General features: G+C 67.7%; 15 protein-coding genes and 1 pseudogene. 10 read left to right on the top strand and 6 right to left on the bottom strand.

Annotation, left to right across the window (positions count from 1 at the left end):
- Positions 1-88 precede the first annotated feature (88 nt).
- From ACTWPV_RS46800 to ACTWPV_RS46790, 3 genes are all read left to right on the top strand, one after another.
- The gene (locus ACTWPV_RS46800) at positions 89-634 is read left to right on the top strand and encodes an Lrp/AsnC family transcriptional regulator (protein ID WP_443156787.1); all 546 of its coding nucleotides are present in this window, start codon (positions 89-91) and stop codon (positions 632-634) included.
- A gap of 93 nt (positions 635-727) precedes the next feature.
- Positions 728-1432: an ATP-binding protein gene (locus ACTWPV_RS46795; protein WP_443156786.1), complete on the top strand. Its 705-nt coding sequence runs from the start codon at positions 728-730 to the stop codon at positions 1430-1432.
- 37 nt (positions 1433-1469) lie between these two features.
- Positions 1470-2300: a sensor histidine kinase gene (locus ACTWPV_RS46790; RefSeq protein ID WP_443156785.1), complete on the top strand. Its 831-nt coding sequence runs from the start codon at positions 1470-1472 to the stop codon at positions 2298-2300.
- On the opposite strand, the gene ACTWPV_RS46785 is transcribed toward ACTWPV_RS46790, so the two are convergent.
- The gene (locus ACTWPV_RS46785; protein ID WP_443156784.1) at positions 2228-5506 is read right to left on the bottom strand and encodes a BTAD domain-containing putative transcriptional regulator; all 3279 of its coding nucleotides are present in this window, start codon (positions 5504-5506) and stop codon (positions 2228-2230) included. The two genes, ACTWPV_RS46790 and ACTWPV_RS46785, sit on opposite strands and share 73 nt — an antisense overlap.
- Positions 5507-5841: 335 nt before the next feature.
- On the opposite strand from ACTWPV_RS46785, the gene ACTWPV_RS46780 reads away from it, so the two are divergent.
- From ACTWPV_RS46780 to ACTWPV_RS46770, 3 genes are read left to right on the top strand one after another with little or no spacing between them, the layout of a single operon-like run.
- A complete protein-coding gene (locus tag ACTWPV_RS46780) occupies positions 5842-6984 on the top strand; it encodes a trans-sulfuration enzyme family protein (protein WP_443156783.1) in 1143 nt (380 codons plus the stop codon).
- Complete coding sequence (locus ACTWPV_RS46775; RefSeq protein ID WP_443156782.1) at positions 6978-7478, top strand: RidA family protein; 501 nt, start codon at positions 6978-6980, stop codon at positions 7476-7478. Before ACTWPV_RS46780 ends, ACTWPV_RS46775 begins: the two co-directional genes overlap by 7 nt.
- A gap of 5 nt (positions 7479-7483) precedes the next feature.
- Positions 7484-7999 carry an NUDIX hydrolase gene (locus ACTWPV_RS46770; protein WP_347650025.1) on the top strand — a complete coding sequence of 172 codons (516 nt, stop codon included), beginning with the start codon at positions 7484-7486 and terminating at the stop codon, positions 7997-7999.
- An 86-nt stretch (positions 8000-8085) separates the two neighbouring features.
- On the opposite strand, the gene ACTWPV_RS46765 is transcribed toward ACTWPV_RS46770, so the two are convergent.
- The 3 genes from ACTWPV_RS46765 to ACTWPV_RS46755 all read right to left on the bottom strand — a co-directional run bounded on the left by ACTWPV_RS46765 (position 8086) and on the right by ACTWPV_RS46755 (position 10840).
- Entirely contained in the window at positions 8086-8544 is a 459-nt protein-coding gene (locus ACTWPV_RS46765) for a MarR family winged helix-turn-helix transcriptional regulator (protein ID WP_443156781.1), read from the bottom strand.
- A gap of 153 nt (positions 8545-8697) precedes the next feature.
- Complete coding sequence (locus ACTWPV_RS46760; protein WP_443156780.1) at positions 8698-9279, bottom strand: TetR/AcrR family transcriptional regulator; 582 nt, start codon at positions 9277-9279, stop codon at positions 8698-8700.
- Positions 9280-9307: 28 nt separating this feature from the next.
- A complete protein-coding gene (locus ACTWPV_RS46755; protein ID WP_443156779.1) occupies positions 9308-10840 on the bottom strand; it encodes an MFS transporter in 1533 nt (510 codons plus the stop codon).
- 670 nt (positions 10841-11510) lie between these two features.
- Between ACTWPV_RS46755 and ACTWPV_RS46750 the strand changes: the two genes are divergently transcribed.
- From ACTWPV_RS46750 to ACTWPV_RS46735, 4 genes and pseudogenes are all read left to right on the top strand, one after another.
- A complete protein-coding gene (locus ACTWPV_RS46750; RefSeq protein WP_443156778.1) occupies positions 11511-11987 on the top strand; it encodes a DUF1330 domain-containing protein in 477 nt (158 codons plus the stop codon).
- Between the two features lie 66 nt (positions 11988-12053).
- Positions 12054-12752, top strand: a pseudogene (locus ACTWPV_RS46745) (transposase family protein); the annotation flags it as partial.
- Between the two features lie 12 nt (positions 12753-12764).
- Positions 12765-13253, top strand: a complete 489-nt coding sequence (locus ACTWPV_RS46740) for a hypothetical protein (protein WP_443156777.1) — start codon at positions 12765-12767, stop codon at positions 13251-13253.
- A gap of 896 nt (positions 13254-14149) precedes the next feature.
- Complete coding sequence (locus ACTWPV_RS46735) at positions 14150-14746, top strand: hypothetical protein (protein WP_443156776.1); 597 nt, start codon at positions 14150-14152, stop codon at positions 14744-14746.
- Between the two features lie 158 nt (positions 14747-14904).
- Here the strand turns inward: ACTWPV_RS46735 and ACTWPV_RS46730 are convergent, their stop codons facing one another.
- Together ACTWPV_RS46730 and ACTWPV_RS46725 are read right to left on the bottom strand one after the other, a co-directional pair.
- Positions 14905-17010 carry a molybdopterin-dependent oxidoreductase gene (locus ACTWPV_RS46730; RefSeq protein ID WP_443156775.1) on the bottom strand — a complete coding sequence of 702 codons (2106 nt, stop codon included), beginning with the start codon at positions 17008-17010 and terminating at the stop codon, positions 14905-14907.
- A 527-nt stretch (positions 17011-17537) separates the two neighbouring features.
- Entirely contained in the window at positions 17538-18707 is a 1170-nt protein-coding gene (locus ACTWPV_RS46725; protein WP_443156774.1) for an FAD-dependent oxidoreductase, read from the bottom strand.
- Positions 18708-19266 lie beyond the last annotated feature (559 nt).

Here is a 19266-nt window from a genome sequence, read left to right as displayed (position 1 = left end):
AGCGAGACTACACGTGAGAGGCGAGGGCTTGGGGGAACGGCCGATATGGGCATAGCCTGCCTGCCGAGGCACATGAACAGGTGATGTGGTGAGCAGGGTCACAACGACTACCAACGGCGGCTACCGCGGCGATCCGCAGAAGCAGGCACATCAGGCGGCGTCGCCCCTGGACCAGGTGGACTGGGCCATTCTCACCGAACTGCAGGCCGACGCCCGGTTGTCCATGGCGGAGCTGGCCCGGCGCGTGCACATGTCAGGACCCGCCGTGACCGAGCGCGTCCGGCGGATGGAGCGCTCCGGCGTCATCACCGGCTACGGGGCACGTGTCGACCCGTCCGCCGTCGGGCGCCCGCTGGCGGCCTACCTTCGCATCGGCGCGGTGGGCGCGATCAGGGACGAAGTCGCCGCCCTCGTGAACCAGACGCCCGAGGTCATCGAATGCCATCGCGGCACCGGACACGAGTGCTTCATCATGAAGGTCGCGGTGACGGACGTCGCACACCTCGAACGGGTCATCGACCGGTTCACCCGGCTGGGGCGGATCACCACATCGATCATCCTGTCCACGATCGTGCCCGACCAGGGCCTCCAGCCACTCGTCCACGGAAAGCCGTCCGTCACGCCTGAGCCGTGACAGGACCGCGAGGTTCCTGGCGCGTTCCCGAGTTCTTCGACAAGCACCTACGCTGCCGGTGCAGGCCGATCCTCACCGGACCGAGCCCCTGAGATGCTGTTCGTCCGACGGCGACGGCCCGGGGAGACCGGCTCCTCGCCATCGGGAATGACCGAATCAGTGGGATACCCGGCCTTCTGCGCGCGGGCGCCATCGCCGTCTCGACAGCGAACCGACAGCGGCACGCTCGAGACCGACAACGCATCGACGTCGCGCTTTGGCAGTGTGGCTTCCGAGGGCCGAACCGGGAGGCTTCCCGAGCGGCCCGCGGAAGATCAGGCCAGGGACGCAAGGACAGCACGGCAGCCCGCTGGCCGCGGAAGGAAATCGATCATGAATGTGTGCGAGGCAGAGGCGGTCCAGCTCCACCGGTTCGGTGCACGACCGTCCGAAGTCCGGCGCGTGAGGCGCTTCGTCGGAGACCTCATGGCCGGCCATCCGTCCGTGGACGACGTGGTCACGGCAGTCTCCGAGCTCGCCGCGAACGCCGTCCAGCACTCCGCCTCCGGCGGCGCCGACTTCATGCTCCAGGTGGCACACGTCCACGGTGCTGTACGCATCGAGGTCACCAACGCCGGCGGGGAAGACCGGCCGGAACTCGGCCGCAATGACCCGGACGCCACAGCCGGGCGTGGATTGTTCATCGTCGACAGTCTCTCCCGCCGCTGGGGTGTCGTTCAGAGCCCGGCACAGATCAGCGTGTGGTGCGAGATCGACTGCATCCATTCGCCCGCCATCCGGGAGCGCGTCGCCGCCTGACGATGCCGCCGTTCTGCTCCAGAGGGAGGGCTACGACATGGCCAAGCACCAAGCAAGCCCGGCAAGGGGCGGCGTTTCCCGCCCTTCCACGAAGGTCTGCGTGTCCGGCCAGGCGTTTTCGCCTGCGAGCGGCGGCTCACTCATGGCAGGACATCCGGCCCGCGGTCACACGCTGTGGCCGATCGCGGAGCCCGTGCTTGACGGAACGGAGCTGACGCGGCAGTTCGCCGCGGACGCCGCACACGAGATGCTGACCCCGCTGGCCGGCCTGCGTGTGCAACTGGAGGAGGCCCGGCTACATCCTGACCAGACCGATCTCGCCGTGCTCGTCGCGCACTCTCTGCGGGACCTGGGCAGGCTTGAGGCCGTCGTCAGCGACCTGCTCCTGCTGGCACGCGTGCAAGCGAACACATCCGTCGAGCGGGAAACGGTGGATCTGGCCGAACTTGTGCGGGCCGAGCTCTCCTGGAGGCCGGACACCGTTGGCATCGACCTGCACTACGACGGTGAGGCAACGATCCAGGCCGTCCGCACCGACATCAACCGGTTGCTGGGCAACCTGCTCGACAACGCCCAGCGGCACGCGCGGCATTCGATACTGATCGAGATTCGCCGAGATGGCGACACCGTCGAACTGGCCGTGGCCGATGACGGGCCGGGGATCCCGGAGGCCGACCGCGAAACCGTCTTCGGCCAATTCGCCCGGCTGGATGCCGCGCGGAGCCGTGACCAGGGCGGAAGCGGCCTGGGCCTGCCGATCGCCCGCGTCATAGCGCGAGCACATCGGGGAAGCCTTCACGCGGAGGACTCACCCCTGGGCGGCACCCGATTCGTGCTCCGGCTGCCCCGCAACATCGCCACGCATTGATCGACCTCCATCTCGGCGCCGCGTCCGAACTCGGCAGCGAAGGCCTCCTCACCGAGGGCCGAACGGGCTCGTGCGGTGATTCGATCGCAGTCACCGCGTTCGGCGGCGGGCAGCGGCGCTCCCACCGAACGCCTGGCCGCGTCGGCCGCACCCAGCAGCCGAGCGGCCTGGTCATGCTGCCCCAACAGGTTCTGCGCGCCCGCCAAGCCTTCCCAGACAAGTGCACATGAACGCGGGTCCTTGGCAGTGCGGGCAGCGGTGAGGCCCTCGAAGTGCCGCGCCAAAGCGCTCTCGGCGTCACCTCGTTGTTCAGCGACATAGCCGAGTTCGGCGAGGACCAAAGCGGTGCCCGGCGCGAACCCCACCTCGTGATGCCATGCGAGCAGGCTGTTCAGCCGCTCTTCCGCGTCATCGAGATCGCCTTCCCTGCGTGCGGTGAGGGCTAGGCCCACTTCGGCGTATTTCTCCCCTACCTTGTAGTTCTGCTGAGCCGCCAGGCGTCTGGCTCGTTCGTGAAGCTCTCGCGACTGAGCGAAGTCGCCCTGGAGAAGCGCGATCCGGCCGAGACCGCTGAGCCGGTCGGCGGCCTGAGGCCAAAGACGCAGCTCTTCCGCCTGGCGCAGTCCGTCACGCTGGAGGCGGGCGGCCCGCTCATAGTCGCCGCTCGCGGCCTCGGCGAGGTAGGCGAGCGCGCGCACGGTCTGCTGGTATCCCCATGCGTCGCCGAGCTCGCGGAACAGCTCGGCACTCTGCTCGCCATACTGTTCGAGCCGGTGCAGATTGCCACGCACCATGGCTTGGTTGGCCGCCGTCGCGAGCGCCGCGGCGGTCCCCCACTGGTCGCCGATCTCGCGGAAGGTGTCCAGTGCCTGATGCACAAGATCTTCACTAGCCGCGAGGTCGACCGCGCTGGTGTAGATCGCGAAGCCGAGGAACCACTGCGCCCGGGCACGATCACGCGGCTCTTCGATGTCCGCCAGCATCCGCTCCGCCACCTCTGCAGGCGTCGCATCGTCGCGGCTCCACCCCGTCAGGAGGGTCATCCCGGCCAGCCATGATCCGGCGATGGCACGCGCGCCGGCCGGCACGTCCGTGCCCGGGGACAGCAACCGCTCGAGAGCGCTGCGCGCCTGACACAGCCGGCCAAGGAGGAACCAGCACCACACGAGGCTCATCGCCAGTTCAAGCGCATGGGTGTCATCGCCCTGATGCGCCATGCCATCCAGCGCCTTCGACACGTTGGCGCTCTCGCGATCCAGGCGATCGAGCCACCGGCGCTGGTCATGACCCCGCAGACGCGGCTCAGCACGTTTGGCCAGCGCGAGGTAGTAACGGTGGAAGCGGTCCTGCACAGGAGCCAGTTCGCCCGCGTCACGCAGGCGCTGCAGGCAATAGTCGGCGACCGTCTCCAGGAGGTGATAGCGAGCACCGTCGGAGTCTTCCTTCACAGTGACCAAGGAGCGGTCAACCAAGCGCGCCAGCAGATCGACCACCTGGTCGGCACGGACGTCGCCGCCGGAGCAGACAGCCTCCGCCGCCGTCAGGGTGCACCCGCCGGGATGGACGGCCAGTCGGCGTAGAACGGCCCGCTCCGGATCGCTGAGCAGGTCCCAGCTCCAGTCCATCACCGCGCGCAAAGTCTGCTGGCGCTCGGGCGCGTCCCTCCGCCCAGCCGTAAGAAGCCGGAACCTGTCGTCGAGGCGGCCGACGAACTCGCGCACGCCCAGAGACGGCATGCGCGTGGCCGCCAGTTCCAGCGCCAGCGGGATTCCGTCGAGCCGTCGGCACAGCTCTCCGATCTGCTGAGCATTACCATCGTCCAGGGTGAAGTACGGAGCCACGGCCGCGGTGCGCTGCACGAAGAGCTGGACTGCCTCAGCCTGCGCGAGCTCGGCGGTGGGCGCAGACGGCGAGGGCAGGGCCAAGGTCGGCACCGGCCAGACCGTCTCACCGGCCAGCGCGAGCGGTTCGCGGCTGGTGGCGAGAACCCGTAGGTCAGGTGCCTCCCTGAGCAGCAGCTCCACCATTTCGGCCACCGGCCCGATGACGTGTTCACAGTTGTCGAGGATAAGAAGCAACCGCTTGGCCCGCAGTGCTTCGGCGAGTCGTCCACTGGAGGAAAGCGGCGCTCCTGCCGTCAGAATGTCGTCACGAATGCCGAGGACCGCCGCGATCGCCCGCGGCACGAGGTCCATCTCTGCTGACGAGATGCCGCGACCGTACCCCGCGAGCTCGACGAGCCAGGCGCCGTCCGGGCAGTGATCAACCATGGGCCTGGCGGTCTCGATGGCCAGGCGGGTCTTTCCCACTCCCCCAGGTCCGGTGAGCGTCACCAACCGTCCCACGGCCAAGCGCGATCGGAGCTCTGCGATCGCCTGGGTCCTGCCCACCAGATCGGTGAGCGGAGCGGGAAGGTTGGTCGACGCAACGGCTCGCGCCACAGTCGAGGCCGGCGGGTCGAGGGCTGGGTCCCGCTGCAGGATCTTCTGGTGCAGGGCGACCAGGTCCGGCCCGGGGTCGAGACCCAGTTCGTCAGCGAGCTGCTCGCGCAGCCGCTGGTAGCCGGCCAGGGCGTCGACTTGTCTGCCTGCGCCGTACAGTGCCCGCAACTGCACCGCGCGCAGCCGCTCGCGCAGCGGGTATCGGTCGACCAGGTCACCGAGCTCGGCGGCCAGCTGGACGAAGTCGCCCAGTTCGAGCCGTGCCTCGGCCTGCGCCTCGATCGTGGACAACCGCTGCTCCTCCAGCCGGTGCGAGGCCGCGCGGACGAAACCTTCCGTGGCGTGATCAGCGAACGCCGGCCCCCGCCACAGCGCCAGCGCCTCTGCCAGCACCGCCGTCCTGGTCTCAGGACCCACGGCTCTCTGCGCTTCGCAGATCAGCTCGGCGAACCTGTCCGCGTCCGTCCCATCAGGATCGGTCTTGAGCAGATATCCAGAAGCATGAGAGACCACCCTCTTGCCCGCGCCCTGCTCCGCCGATTCCAACGCGTTTCGCAGGCGTGACACCTTCAGCTGCAGCGCACTGGTGGGATTGGCGGGCAGGTCGTTTCCCCACAGATCGTCGATCAGGGCCGCGGCAGGCACCGGGCGTCCCTGGTGCACGAGAAGATCGGCCAGCAGCGCGCGCACCTTTGTCTCGGGGATCGGCACCGGTTCGCCCTCTGCCGTCCACACCTGCAACGGGCCCAGCACCCCGAAGCGCATATCACAAGACTATCGCCTTGACCATTAGCGAATTAATGACCATCACGTTCCTCGTCGATCTCGCCGGACGCTGCGAGAACCTCCTCCAGATCACCAGACGTTTGCTGCGCCGCCTGCTCTCGGCACCGGCGACTGACTGACTTTCCGCTCGCGAGGTCATCGCCGCCACGAACGGGCGTGGTGAAAGCAGCTTCCCCCGATTCAGCCGATGCTGAAGGTTGAGCTGGATTGCAGAGCGCTGCGTGCGGACCATGGGCGCTGACCGTCGGCGATCGCGTCCGGCGGTGTGCGGGGCAAGTTCGCCGCGTCCCGAGCGAACGGAGGGAACGAGGACGATGAGGGCATCGACCAGAATCGACACGGTCGCCGTTCGCGCCGGGCATGATGTGGATCCCGGCACCGGAGCGATCACAGAGCCGATCACCATGTCGGTCTCTTTTGAGCGGGACGCCGACGGCAGCCATTCTCGCGGCTATCACTATGGGGCGGCGGGAAACCCCAATCGCTCCGCTCTGGAGCGTGCACTGGCCGCCCTCGAGAGTGGAGGCGAGGCACTGGCTTTCTCCAGCGGCTCCGCCGCGATCAGCGCCGTCCTGCGCGCGGTTCTTTCCCCTGGCGCTCACGTGCTCCTGCCCGAAGACGTGTTCCAGGGCACCGCCCGCCTGCTCAAACGCCTCTCCGAATGGGGAGTCGAGCATGATGCGGTCGACATGACCAGCATGGAGACACTCGGGCGCGCCTTCAAGCCGAACACCGCCCTGGTGTGGACCGAGACGCTGTCGAACCCGCTGTTGAAAGTGGCAGACATCGGCGCGATCGCGTCGCTGGCCCACCAGCGGGACGCGGTCCACGTGGTCGACAACACCTTCGCTACCCCGATGTTTCACCAGCCCTTGGCTTTCGGGGCGAATTACGTGGTGCACGCCTCCACCAAATACCTGTCAGGCCACGGTGACGTGGTGGGCGGCAGCGTGATATTCAGCGATTCGGCCCCGCTTGCCGAACGACTGCGCGAGCTCCAATGGATCGACGGCGCCGTCCCTTCGCCTTTCGACTGCTGGCTCACCCACCGCGGGCTGAAGACCCTGCCATGCCGTATGCGTGCGCATGCCGCCAATGCCGTCCGAATCGCCGAATTCCTCGCCACCCACCCGCATGTGATCGAGGTGTACCATCCCGGCCTGGCGGGATCGCCGAGCCGTACAGATGCCGCGTCTCTTCTCAGCGGCTACGGAGGCGTCGTCTCCTTCCGGGTGGCGGGCGGGCAGCGGAGGGCTCTGCAGGTCGCGGGCGCTGTGAAGCTCTTCCGGCGTGCGACCAGTCTCGGAGCGGTGGACAGCCTCATCCAGCACCAGGCGTCCTCCCCGACGCACGGCACCGGCACTTCGCTCCCCGATGACCTCCTGCGTCTGTCCGTCGGGCTCGAGCACGCAGAAGATCTGATCGACGATCTCGACCAGGCCCTGAACTCATGCTGAGACGGGCACCACGGTTCCAGGACACGTTGCGGACGCTCGGACTGCGGTGGCCGGACCTGGCTCCGACACACGAATTCGTCCCCGCGATCCGGCACGCGGACATGATCTTCGTTTCCGGACACGCCCCCTACAGAGACGGCGACTTCCGTCACAAGGGACGGGTGGGCGCGGAACTCTCCCTCGAGGACGGCAGGCGAGCGGCTCGGCTCGCGGTGCTCGGCTGCCTGGCATCCCTGGAGGCCGCGCTGGGTGACCTCGACCTTGTCGAGCGCATCTTGAAGATGAACGCATACGTACGGTGCGTAGCCGATTTCCACGAGTTGCCCAGTGTGACCGACGGCGCCTCACGCATGCTCATCGACATGTTCGGAGACGTAGGACGCCATGCCCGGACCACGATCGGCGTCACCGCGCTCCCCGAGGGCGTCTCCGTCGAATGCGAGCTGATCGTCGTGGCTCGTGAGCGCGACCGCCGCAGTCAAGAGGGCGCCTGACCCTGATGCTCGATCTTCCCCGAGACCTTCCCATCGTCGAACGTGATGTCGTCCGGCTCGTGGTGCGCGACGTTGACGGCCGGATACTGCTCTTCCACACCCGCGAGTCCTCCGCGCCCGAACTGGGCATCTGGTGGGAACTCCCCGGCGGAGGCATCGGCGAGGGTGAGACCTACCTGGACACCGCCATCAGGGAGCTCCGCGAAGAGACCGGCTTTGTCGTGAGGCCGGAGCAGGTGGGACTACCCACGTGGCGGCGCCAGGCCTGCTTCCGCCACAGAAACGTGCGTTTTCTGCAGAACGAGGTCGTCGTCGAGGTCCGGCTGGAGGCTTGCGGTCCAGCGGTGGACGAGTCCGGCCGGCACGAGGACGAGAAGGAGGACTACTTCAACTTCCGCTGGTGGCCCGTCGCCGAGGCCGTGGCCAGTGAAGAACGGTTCTACCCACGCCTCTTGCCCAGACTGCTGGCACCGTTCCTGGCGGGCGAGGAGATCGACGAGGACTTCGAGTTCTGGTCGTGACGGAGATCAACATCCCAACGACAACAGAATTGCCGTTCAGACGACGAACTCGATTGGTTCGTACGGCGGCCTACTCTCCGCCGGCGTCAATGGTTCGGTTCCATGAAGACGCTGGGCACCTTGTTGTCCTCCACGATCCGGCCGAGCAGGACCGCGAGCGTGTCGCGCTCGACGGGAGCGAACCCGGCAGCAAGTTCCTCGATGCGACGGCAGGCCTCGGCGTAGAAATCGTCGGCGAGCTTGGCCCCCCGCCTGGTGAGGGCCACCCGCACCGCGCGGAAGTCGCGCGGATCAGATCCACGCTGGACCATGCCATTGCGCTCGCTCCGGTCCACCAGGCCGGTCAGGCTCGACTTGGCCAGCCCCAGCATCGCGCCCAGTTCGCTCATGCCGTACGGCTGCGCCATCAGGACACACAACAGCTGGCCCTGCTGCTGGGTGAGCCCGTACTCGCGGGCGCATTCCGTGTACACGGCGTTCACCAGAAATGTGGACCGCACCAATGCGGCCACCACTCCGAGCGGACCGTCAACCTGCTTGCTCACTACCCAAGGGTAACAAATTCGCGGGACGAACTACGTCCCCGCACGGTCTGCCCGCGCGAGGGTCCCTGGGCCGGGGCGGCTTCAGGGAGCTGTTGCTGGAAGCCGCCCCGGGAGGGTCGGGCCGCGAACCCATGACTTCGGGTTGAGGTTCGTTCACTGCTTGGTGGTCTCGGGCTGGGAGCCGAGCGCTTGCCGCAGAACGGCATGCACGTAGTCGGTGTCGGCGGGTGCGTTGTCGATCAGGATGGCGGCACAGAGACCGTCAGAGGTCGCGACGAGTGCAGTTACGGCATCGGGGGCGTTGGTGCAGTGCTGGGCGAGTTCGGCGACGCTCTCGCGCCAGCGGCGGGCGATGGGGCGTAGGGCGGGTCTTCGGGCGGCGAGCGTCGACAGTTCGCGTTCGGCCAGGGCGCGGTCCCGTCCGGGGCCTGCGGATTCGGCGATGAGCTCGGCGAGGCCGCGAACCTTGTCGTCGCGGTTGTCGATGATGTGGCGGATGCGCGCGGTGTAGGCCTCGACGATGCTGGTCAGGGCAGCGATCAGCAGGTCGTCGATGGTGGCGAAGTAATAGGTGCTCAGGCTGACGGGTATGCCGGCTTCCTTGGCGACGGTGCGGTGGGTGACACCGGCCGCGCCGTCACGCTGGACGACGGCCAGGGTGGCCTCGATGATCTCAGCTCGGCGCTTCTGCCCTCTGGCTCTGCGTGCATCCATGGATCTGTCGTCGTCGCCCATGCCCCCTCCTGAGCATCAGATTAGACGATCACGGCTGGGTTTCCCCGATGGGGCGGATGTGCCTGAGCATGAGCAGGCACAGCGCGGTCACGACCACAATCGCGGCTCCTGCTGTGAGGGAGGCGATGTTCAGCCCGGTGGTGAACGCTTCCTGTGCGCCTTGGACGGTGTCTGGCGGGAGCCGGTCGGAGACCGCCACGGCGCCGTCCAGGCTGGCGGTGGCGCGGGCGGCGATCTCGGGCGCCACCTGCGACGGCGGCTGGGCTTGGGAACGGTAGACCGCCGTGGTGAGACTGCCCAGCAGGGCGACCCCCACGGCGAGCCCGAGTTCCTGCACGGTTTCGGACATCGCCGCCGCCGATCCTGACTTCGCGGCCGGAGCGGCCCCGACGACGATGTCGGTGCCCAGCGCGGCGATGGCCCCCAAGCCGAAATAGACGAACGCGAATCCGATCACGATGCTCACCGCACTGTCGGTGTTCGCCGTCGCGAAGAGTGCGTATCCGATCAGGGAGAGCCCTTGGGTCGCCGCCATGACCGTCCCTGGCCGGATGCTCCTGGCCACGATGGGGGCGCCGATGGCGGCGGCGAACATCGCCAGCGCCGGTGGGCCCATCCACAGTCCGGCCACAGCCGGGGAGAGCCCTTCGACCAACTGCAGGAACTGGGTGACCAGGTACATCGTGCCGCCCACGCTGACGAGCCCGATCAGCAGAACCGCCAAGGCGGCGGAGAAGGCACGGTCGGCGAACAACGTCATGTCCAGCAGCGGGGAGGCGAGCCGGAGTTGCCTGCGGACGAAGGCGAACCCGGCCGCCGCGCCGATCAGTACGAGCAGCAGCGTCAGCACGTCGACCCCGTGCGTGGCGAAGTGCTTCACGGCGTAGACCACCGGCAGGATGGCGACCAACGACAGGGTGACGCTGATGAGGTCGAGCCGTCCCTTGCCGGGCGCCGCGTACTCGGGCAGGAGCGTACGCGCACCGGCCAGAACGATCATCGCCACCGGCACCGCGAGCAGGAAGGCCGCCCCCCACCAGAATCGGTCGACCAGGACGCCGCCCACGATCGGACCGGCGGCCATGCCGAGGGCGAACATGGTGGCCCACACGCCGATGGCCACGGCCCGCTGGCGGACGTCCGTGAACATGTTGCTGATCAGCGACAGCGTTGAGGGCATGAGCGTGGCGCCGGCGATGCCGAGCAGCGCTCGCGCCAGGATCAGCAGGCCGGCGTTCGGGGCGAACGCGGCGACGACCGAAACGGCTGCGAACACTGCCACGCCGATCATCAGCAGGCGCCGCCTGCCGATCCGATCTCCCAGCGTTCCCATCGTGATGAGAAAGCCGGCGATGAAGAAGCCGTAGGCGTCCATGATCCACAACGTCTGTGCGGCGGTGGGATCCAGCTCCGCGGCTATGCTCGGCGACACCAGGTAGAGAACCGTGACGTCCAGCCCCAACAGCACGGTCGGCAGCGCCAGCAGCCCCAGCCCGCACCACTCCCGCACTCCGGCACGTGGCGTCCCCGCATGCGTCATGACGTCCTTCTCCATCGACATACTTGAACCATAGTACAACTAGTACGTTCGTTCAAAATGTGGACGAGCTCGCCGCGCCCCGGCCGCGGAGCAGGGTGTCCGGCACCCGCGGCGGGCCGGCCACGCCAGAAAGTTCGCGCGACGAACCTGATGGTGCTCATGAGTGGGCAGATTCACGAACATCTTCCCGGCGCACGCACTTGAAGTTCGTGTACCGTACTAATATGGTTCGTCACACGAACTTCACTCGGGGGTCGAGGCATGAGCCGTACAGTGGCGATGGAGATCCGGAAAACCCACCGAGAAGCGCTCTTCTTCGGCTCATCCAACGTCGCCGGCCGGCACATCGCGCAGGCGCGGGAACCCGCCCCACCACGCACGGAGCTCCTTCGGACGAGAGGCGAACCAATGAACCTTTCCAGGCTCCTTAGTGTTGGCTCCGTAAATCCTTCGGGGGTTGACGTAGAGCTGAGTGCTGTGCGGACGCGAGAGGCCGGCGATGTCGCCATCCTGGGCAACCTCGCCGCCCACGGCATCGACCACCTTCAGGCGATCATCGAGAACCGGCTCAAACGAATGCCACAAGTCGGCCTGCGATGCCAGATCGCCTACCTGCCAGGTAATCGCCCTGCCTACGAAGGGCGTGTCAGGATCGGCAGCGCACCGAACACCACTTCACCGGGAGGACATCATGCCGGCTTACGTCATCGCCCACCTGCAGGAGGCAGCCCCGCACCCGGAGATTGCCGAGTACATCGAACGGCTCCCTACCACCTTCGAGCCGTACGGCGGCCGTTACCTCGTCCACGCCACCCAGCACGAGGTGAAGGAAGGCAACTGGCCCGGACATGTCGTGATGATCGGGTTCCCGGGGATCGCCGAGGCACGGGCGTGGTGGGATTCTCCCGCGTACCGGGAGATCGCGCCGCTGCGCTCGCGGCGCATCGAGGGAGACATCATCATGGTCGACGGCGTGCCCGAGAACTACATCCCAACGGCGGCCGTCACGCCATACGGGAGGCGGCGGCCCTGCCCGCGTAGGTCAGCGTCCGGGATGACAATGGCTATCTCCACCTCAGCCGCTGACCCCCGAACGGCTTACGGGCGGGACCACTTAGCGAGCGCCCCTGGTCACAGCATGATCGCGATGCCGGTGTTCGGCCGGTGACGTACAGAAGCTCCTGGTAGACGGGTTGATCACCACAACCCACACCGTCGCAACCAGGAGCTTCCGGTGCTTTTCTATCGTGCTGCCGTCGATTTGTCGCCTCAGACCCTGATCTACGTCGCCGGGATGATCCGGCGCCACCGTAAGGCGATCGGGTCGCTCTGGCGGCGGCTGAACCCCGGCCAGCAGGCGTTGCTGGTGCTGGTCTACCTGCGCAAAGGCGAGACGTTCAACGAACTCGGGGCCGGTTTCGGGGTGTCCACGGCGACAGCCTGGCGTTATGTGGAGGAGACCGTGACGCTGCTGTCGGCGCGCTCGCCGAAGCTTGAGCAGGCCTTGCGGAAGGCCCAGCGGGACGGGCTGCACTACCTCGTCCTGGACGGCACGCTGATCCACACCGACCGGATCGCCGCCGATCGGCCGTATTTCTCCGGCAAGCATCGCGTGCACGGCATGAACGTGCAGGTCATCGCCTCGCCGGACGGGACGATCCTGTGGACCTCGGGAGCGCTGCCGGGCAAGGAACATGATCTGAGCGCCGCCCGGATGTGGGGCATCCTGCGCGCGCTGGAGAAGGCGGGCATCATCACCCTGGCCGACAAGGCCTATCAGGGCGCGGAAGGCCCGGTCGTCATCCCGTACAAGGGCAAGGGCAAGCCCGAGTCGCAGAAGCAGGCCAACCGCTCCCACGCCCGCCTTCGCGGACCTGGTGAACGCGCGAACGCCCAGCTGAAGAGCTGGAAGATCCTCCGCAAGCTACGCTGCCGGTGAGTTCCGGTGAGTACCACGGTGGAGCGTAGCGGCGGGTCGGCGCTTTCTGAGGAGGACGTGATCCCTGGGCTGGAGACGTCGGTGTGTGAGGAGTTCCTTTCGCCGGCGAATGTGGGCAGGGCGTTGAGGCGTGTGGAGGCCAACCGGGGCGCGCCGGGTGTGGACGGGATGACCACGCGGGAGTTACGGCCGTGGATCCGTGAGCACTGGGCGGGTGTCCGGGAGGCGTTGGACGCGGGCACGTATCGGCCGTTGCCGGTCCGCCGGGCGGTGATCCCCAGACCCGGGGGCGGGGAACGCGCGTTGGGGGTGCCCTCTGTGCTGGACAGGTTGATCCAGCAGGCGATTGCTCAGGTCCTGGCGCCGATCTTCGATCCGTATTTCAGCCCGGCTGTCGTCACACCGGCGTCACGGTGGCACAGCACGGCGAGCGGATCGTTTACCGACACGGACTATCACGTTCCGTCACCACCGAAAGCGGGCCAGAGCCAGTGACCGTACAGACCCTGCCGGGAGTCCGTCTGAAGTGCCACGGGTCTGTAGTGACGATGCACAGGCACGACGAGATGGTCGGCGAAGCGCGGCTCCTGGTAGCGCATTCGTGTATGCGGCGATATTCGACAATAAGCCACATGCGAAGACTTGAAAGTCCTTGAGTGAGGATATAGCGTGATCATTGAGGAGCAAAGATGCCAGGGGGCAAACCACAGCTGTTCAGCGTCGTCGTGTACTCCGTGTCTCAGCCGGAGCATGCCGTTGCCATGATGCTGAACGCTCCTCGGGGCACACTGGGCAGGCGATTGGCAGCGTATGGCCTCAGCAGCCGGTGAGGTAGCGCTGGAAGGTGGGGGTGATCTAGGCGATGCACCTCGCCCGGTTCGGCAGTCACGAGCGCTCGAACCCGAACCGCGTGACGGGCGATGGCCAGCCCGACCATGTGCGCAGGGCACATCTTCGAGTTGCCTGGCACCAGCGTACGGGAGGAGCCCATACAAGCCGCTGCGCACGGCATCAGCCGCGCGAGTTTCAGCCTGCCATTCAAGGTGCACGGCATCGCCCTGGACATGCAAGGCGTTCCCTACGCCAACATGCTTGCGCTGATCCGGTTCATCGCGCCGTACTCCGCTGTCCATCGGCCAGGCGTCCTCGCCCGCCTGGCCGAGCTGGCACAGGAGCTCGGGCTGCACACGGCTCCCGAACCGGCCCGGGTGGCCAGAGCGTCGGCAAGGGGCTTGGCGAGTCCTTCAGGCAGCACGTGGCGGCGCAGAAGGAGCTGCAGAGAATCTCGGTGAGCACATGACACTGGCACTCTCCCGCACGTCCCCGTGCAGGCGTGCAGCAGGTCCTGACGCGGCCTCCCGCTCTTTCCGCCTCACCCCGGGCGAGCGCTGGTGAGCGTCGCCAAGGACCGGGGCGGGCTGACGGACCTGCTGCGCGGCCCGCGCGACTGGCGTCGCAGATCCACGAAGCTGTATCCGCTCGGCGCCAACGCCGCGGCGACCCGTCCAGACGCCAACGGAAGGTTCGGCTGGGAGTTCGTCTACTTCCCTGCCATCGCCCGAGGGACGCCGGCCGCCGTACTGCTCGGCTGCGCCCTACCTGTTCTGTCCGCCGGGGCGAGCCTGGCTCTGCCGCTCACTGACGATCTGCTGCCTGCCGGCGTGATCTTGCTGCTGACGCTCGCTACTGGGTTCGGCATGTCGCTTGGCGTCTCACTGGCCTGCGCGTACGTGGTGGGCCGCCCGTACTGGCAACCTGGTGTCGTCAGTCTGCTGCTGCTCGCCATGGCCGCGGGAATACCGTTCGGCCTGGTAGCGCAGGCATGGGATCAGAGCGGGCCCCAACCCCAGGCGATCGAGTACGTCTTGCGATGGCTCACCGTCCAAGGACCACTCATGGCAGTCGCGTGCTGTGTGGCGGGAGTGCTGTGGTTGCCAGTGGCCTGGTGGCTCTACCGGCGTCGCGGAGTATCCCGGGTCACCCTGTGAAGCGGCCGTCCAGCGAAGGGTGCAGGACGCCGACCACCGCAAGCCAGAACGTCTGTGCACGACACGCCAGGTCTTCGCCGCGCGGTTTCACTGTGGTGACCGCCCTCAATATCAGCAATGCCCGGCGTTGGTCCGCATGAAGTTCGACATCGCGTCGCTCACGCCGTGGTTCGCACGGGTTCGATCCGAACCGGGACACCGTTGAGCACCGCTGTAGCGCTGGCGTCGTCGAGCACCCCGGGGTCGGTGACGTCGTTGGCGCTGGCGCCGGGTACTGCGGAGGCGATGGCCATCCGGGTGCCCGGACGCTGGTGACCGTAGCCGTGCGGCAGACTGACCACGCCGCGCATCACCTCATCAGTGGCCTTGACCTCGACCATCACCCGACCGGAGCGCGACCGTACGTATGCCGTGTCGCCGTCGTTCAACCCGAACACGGCCAGATCTGCGGGGTTGACCAGCAGATGATGCCGAGGTGCTCCCTTGATCAGGCGCCCGCTGTTGTGCATCCAAGAGTTGTTGTCCCGCAGGTGGCGCCGGCCGATGAGCAGCAACTCGCCGTCCTCTGGCGCGGAGTCGCGCAGTCGCGGCAGGTCGTCGAGCAGCTCGCGTGGCGCCAGGTCGATGCGCTTGTCCGGGGTGTGTAGCCGTTCGGGCAGCGCGGGACGTAGCGAACCGAGATCGATCCCTGCCGGGTTGCGGCGCAGCTTGCGCAGTGAAAGCCGGTACGGCCCGAGCCGCAGTCCGAGGTCGATCATGCGGTTGGGGCTGAGCGAAAGCATCAGCCGCTCCTTCATCGTGCCGCGCGGTCGATATCGCCTGGCCAGTTCCTGGAAGATCTCCCACTCGTGCCTTGCGTCAGCGGAGCGGGGGAACAGCGCGGGGCTGAAGCGCGCGGTATTGCGCACAGCCAGCGCGTTGAAGAGCACGTCATAGTGGTCGCGCTCAAAATGCCCGGTCGGTGGGAGGATGACGTGGGCATGCCTGGTGGTCTCGTTGACGTAGAAGTCGATCGCCGCCATGAACTCCAGCCCCGCCAGCGCGTGGTTCAGCCGATGACCGCCAGGTGAGGACAACACCGGGTTGCCCGCCACGGTCAGCAAGGCCCGGATCTGGCCGGGGCCGGGCGTCTCGATCTCGTCGGCCAGCGTGGCGACGGTGAACTCGCCGCTGAAGTCAGGCAGCCCACGCACACGCGATCGGTGCGAGCCGACATGTCCGGGTGCGAGCGTGCCGCTGTCGATACCGTCCACCGCCGGCCTGGTGAACATCAGGCCGCCTGGCCGGTCCAGGTTGCCGGTGACGATATTGAGCAGCTGAACCGCCCAGTGGGCGAGCGCGCCGTACCGCTGGGTGCTTAGACCCGTTCTCGAGTAGCACGTGGCAGACTTCGCCATGGCGAACTCTCGGGCCACCCGCCTGATCACGGCTTCGTCGACCCCTGACCATCGCGCCGCCAGGGCCGGGGTGAGGTCGGCGATGCCCCGCCGTACCTCGTCGAGACCGTCGGCGTAAGCCGGCAGGGTCGCCAGGCCCTCCTCCAGAACCACGTTGACCATCGCCAGCAGGACAGCCGCGTCAGCGCTTGGCCTGATGAAGTGGTGCTCGTCGGCGACCTTGGCGGTCTCGGTCCTGCGCGGATCGAACACCACGAGCTTGCCGCCGCGTCCGCGCATCTCACGCAGCCTGCGCGGGAAGCCAGGCGCGGTCATGAGGCTTCCGTTGGAGGCGATCGGGTTGGCGCCGAACACGAGCAGGTAGTGGGTGCGGTCCACGTCGGGAATCGGGAGCAACCACTGGTGACCGTACATCAGCAGCGCCACCAACTGGGCCGGCCAGGTGTCCGCCGAGCCGGCAGAGTATTTGTTGCTGGTACGCAGCAGGTCGACGAACGCCGGTGCATGGGTCATCGCGCCGAGGCTGTGAGTGACCGGGTTGCCCAGGTACGCGCCGACGGCGTCGGGCCCATGTTCGGCTCTGATACGCGACAGCTCGCCGGCGACCAAATCGAACGCCTCGTCCCAGCCGACCTCGTGCCATTCGTCGCCGACCCTGCGGACCGGACGCCGCAGGCGATCGGGATCATGGTGCAGGTCGGCCAGTGCTACGCCCTTGGGGCAGATGTGCCCATGGGAGAGTGGGTCCTCCTCCAGCCCTTTGATCGACACCACGTGCTCGCCTTGGACCCGTACCCGCAGGCCACACACCGCTTCGCACAGGTTGCACACGCTGTACCGCTCGCTTGCCGTCATCCTTGCCGCCATGTCCTGGAACCTACCGCTGCCACGTCGGTGGAGACGCTGTGCTGCCCAGCCGCCTGCCCACCGTAAGCGGCAGGCCGAAAGGCGACAGGATCGACGGCGGGCCCAACCGCGGAGAGCCGCATTGCGTCTTCGGCGAAGACGGGCCCGCCTGTGCCGCGCCCCCTCCGGCCTCCACGACAGAGGTGTCCGCAGCGGCCGGCAGGGCGAAGACGAACTGTTCTCTCATGCTTCCTCTGGTGATCGGGTCTGAACATCACCTCGGTCGGCGCCGGCTTCGGCACCAGCAGATCGACCAGCTCGAACGGCTCGGTCCCGCTCCGGTCCCGCTGCCGGATCGCGCGCATTCCCACTCCTCAGGTCATCCACATCCGGGGCGAAACGCTAACCGGGCGGTGGCGGGCGCGGAATCTGCCATGCGGCTCGTCATCCACGCGTCTTTCACAGGTGGCCGCCGGGCGCGGGTCGGCGGGGAGAGCAAAAGGGACATCGACTCGCGCAATGCCCGCTGAATCCTCGCGTATGGCAGATCAGGCCGTGCGCGGTAGATCCAGGTGCAGCGCGGTCAAAGCAGACTCGGAGGCGCGGATCGCGCTGTTGACGGAGATCTCACCGCGCATCCCGGGGGCCGCGACCATGTCGCCGGCCAGGAACACGCCGTCGCCCCGATCGATCGCGGGGCGGTCGCGCCAGGTGCGCCCGGGCAGGTCCAGCGCGCCCGTCCGCCCTTTGGCCGTGCCGACGCGCTGCCAGGTCACCCGATCGCGCCAGCCGGGCACGGTTTGGTCGGCGAACGCCTGCACCCGCTCCCGCGCGGCCGCCTTGCTCTCCCCAACGCGAACCGGCAGGTCGATTTGAAAGAGCGATTCGCTCGCGGGCGCGATCGTGGGGTCCTGCATGGAGTAGCTCTCGTGGAAGCCGCCGGCGTCGAGGTCCCAGCAGATGAACCGGTCGCGCCGGCTGCTGCGTACCGCCAGGTCGAACATCACGCACTCGCCGCACTCCCAGTGCAGCGTGTCGTCGCCGAGCAACTGCCGGGCCGATGCCAGCTCGGTCGCGACGATCGTCAGCTCGCCGGGCAGTTCGGTGACCCGGGAGCCGAGTTCGATGCGCACGCCCAGCTCGTGTGCGCGGGCGGCCATCCGGTCGATGACCGCCTGCCAACCGCCGATCGCCCAGCGGACCGCGGGTGGCCCGGGTGCGAAGACGCGGCGGAGCAGGTTCCACACGAAGGCCGCCGACAGCCGTCCGGTGTCGGCGTCGAAGGTGACCACGCTGATGGCGTTGGCCGCGACGCGCGCGATCCGCTCGCCGTACCGGCTGGAAGCCCAGGTGAAGAAGTCCACGTCGACGGGCGCCACCCGGCTCCGGTCCAGGAACATCATCCGGACGAAGCCCGCGGGCGGCAGCCGGCGCAGCCGACCGTCCACCAGGAACGAGATCTTGGCGGCGTCGCGCACGGGTGGCCGGCCGAGCGGGCCGGTCAGTCCACGCTCGACCATCCAGTTCCAGTGCGGGCCGTCGGCGTAGAAGACGTGTGCGCCCTCGTGGGCGACGTATGGCGCGGGCGTGGCGCGGCCTCGTCCGCCCAACGTGCGGTGCGCCTCGTGCAGAGTCACGTCGGCGCCCGCCTCCGCGCAGGTGATGGCCGCGGTCAAGCCAGCCAGGCCGCCACCGATTACGGTAATCTTCTTCGTCACGCCGTCTCACGTTATGCCGCGGCCCCGGAGCGCGAATCCGCCATTTGACCAGGCGACGAGTCGCCGACCGCCGAGCTGGCCAAGGACACAGGTAGCGCTGGAGCGCCGGGCCGACCAGGTCGACCACCTCGCCGCGTCTCCGGCGGCCAGTTGCCCGGCCGGCAGCAGGTGCCACTCCCCCACCAAGACCGACCGCCACGGGGGTGGCAGGGCTGCGCGCCAGTACGGCAAGCAGTTCGGCCGTGGCCGGATCGTCGAGGAGGCGCAGGAACCGGTCCGCCGGCCACCTCGGAAGTGGTAGCTCATCATCCGGCTGTCGACCCCCGCCGCACGGGCGATCGAACGCATCGGCACCAGGTCGTAGCCGTGCGTCGAGCCGCGTCAACGATCCTCGCCCGCGTCGTCGACGGGCCCCGGCGCCGGTCTCTTGCGATCGTCAGCGGGTCTCCATGCGGCTCGGGCGGGTCCTTCTGGTGCAGGTGCGGTGAGCACGCTGGGACCCCGGGGCGCCTGGCCGAATCCGGCAGATGACCGGGTGTACGGCGCGATCCCTCCGTAC

It is taken from the genome of Nonomuraea sp. KM88 (genome assembly GCF_052245635.1).
Lineage (GTDB): Bacteria > Actinomycetota > Actinomycetes > Streptosporangiales > Streptosporangiaceae > Nonomuraea.
Note: the sequence above shows the minus strand (reverse complement) of the source record. Positions and strands in the feature narration are given on the sequence as shown.

Bases quoted from the DNA above. Each gene is read 5' to 3' on its own strand.
- ACTWPV_RS46730 (WP_443156775.1), bottom strand. From the start codon at position 17,010: ATGGCGGCAAGGATGACGGCAAGCGAGCGGTACAGCGTGTGCAACCTG.
- ACTWPV_RS46795 (WP_443156786.1), top strand. From the start codon at position 728: ATGCTGTTCGTCCGACGGCGACGGCCCGGGGAGACCGGCTCCTCGCCA.
- ACTWPV_RS46785 (WP_443156784.1), bottom strand. From the start codon at position 5,506: ATGCGCTTCGGGGTGCTGGGCCCGTTGCAGGTGTGGACGGCAGAGGGC.
- ACTWPV_RS46750 (WP_443156778.1), top strand. From the start codon at position 11,511: ATGCCGGCTTACGTCATCGCCCACCTGCAGGAGGCAGCCCCGCACCCG.
- ACTWPV_RS46760 (WP_443156780.1), bottom strand. From the start codon at position 9,279: ATGGGCGACGACGACAGATCCATGGATGCACGCAGAGCCAGAGGGCAG.
- ACTWPV_RS46770 (WP_347650025.1), top strand. From the start codon at position 7,484: ATGCTCGATCTTCCCCGAGACCTTCCCATCGTCGAACGTGATGTCGTC.
- ACTWPV_RS46780 (WP_443156783.1), top strand. From the start codon at position 5,842: ATGAGGGCATCGACCAGAATCGACACGGTCGCCGTTCGCGCCGGGCAT.
- ACTWPV_RS46790 (WP_443156785.1), top strand. From the start codon at position 1,470: ATGGCCAAGCACCAAGCAAGCCCGGCAAGGGGCGGCGTTTCCCGCCCT.
- ACTWPV_RS46755 (WP_443156779.1), bottom strand. From the start codon at position 10,840: ATGTCGATGGAGAAGGACGTCATGACGCATGCGGGGACGCCACGTGCC.
- ACTWPV_RS46775 (WP_443156782.1), top strand. From the start codon at position 6,978: ATGCTGAGACGGGCACCACGGTTCCAGGACACGTTGCGGACGCTCGGA.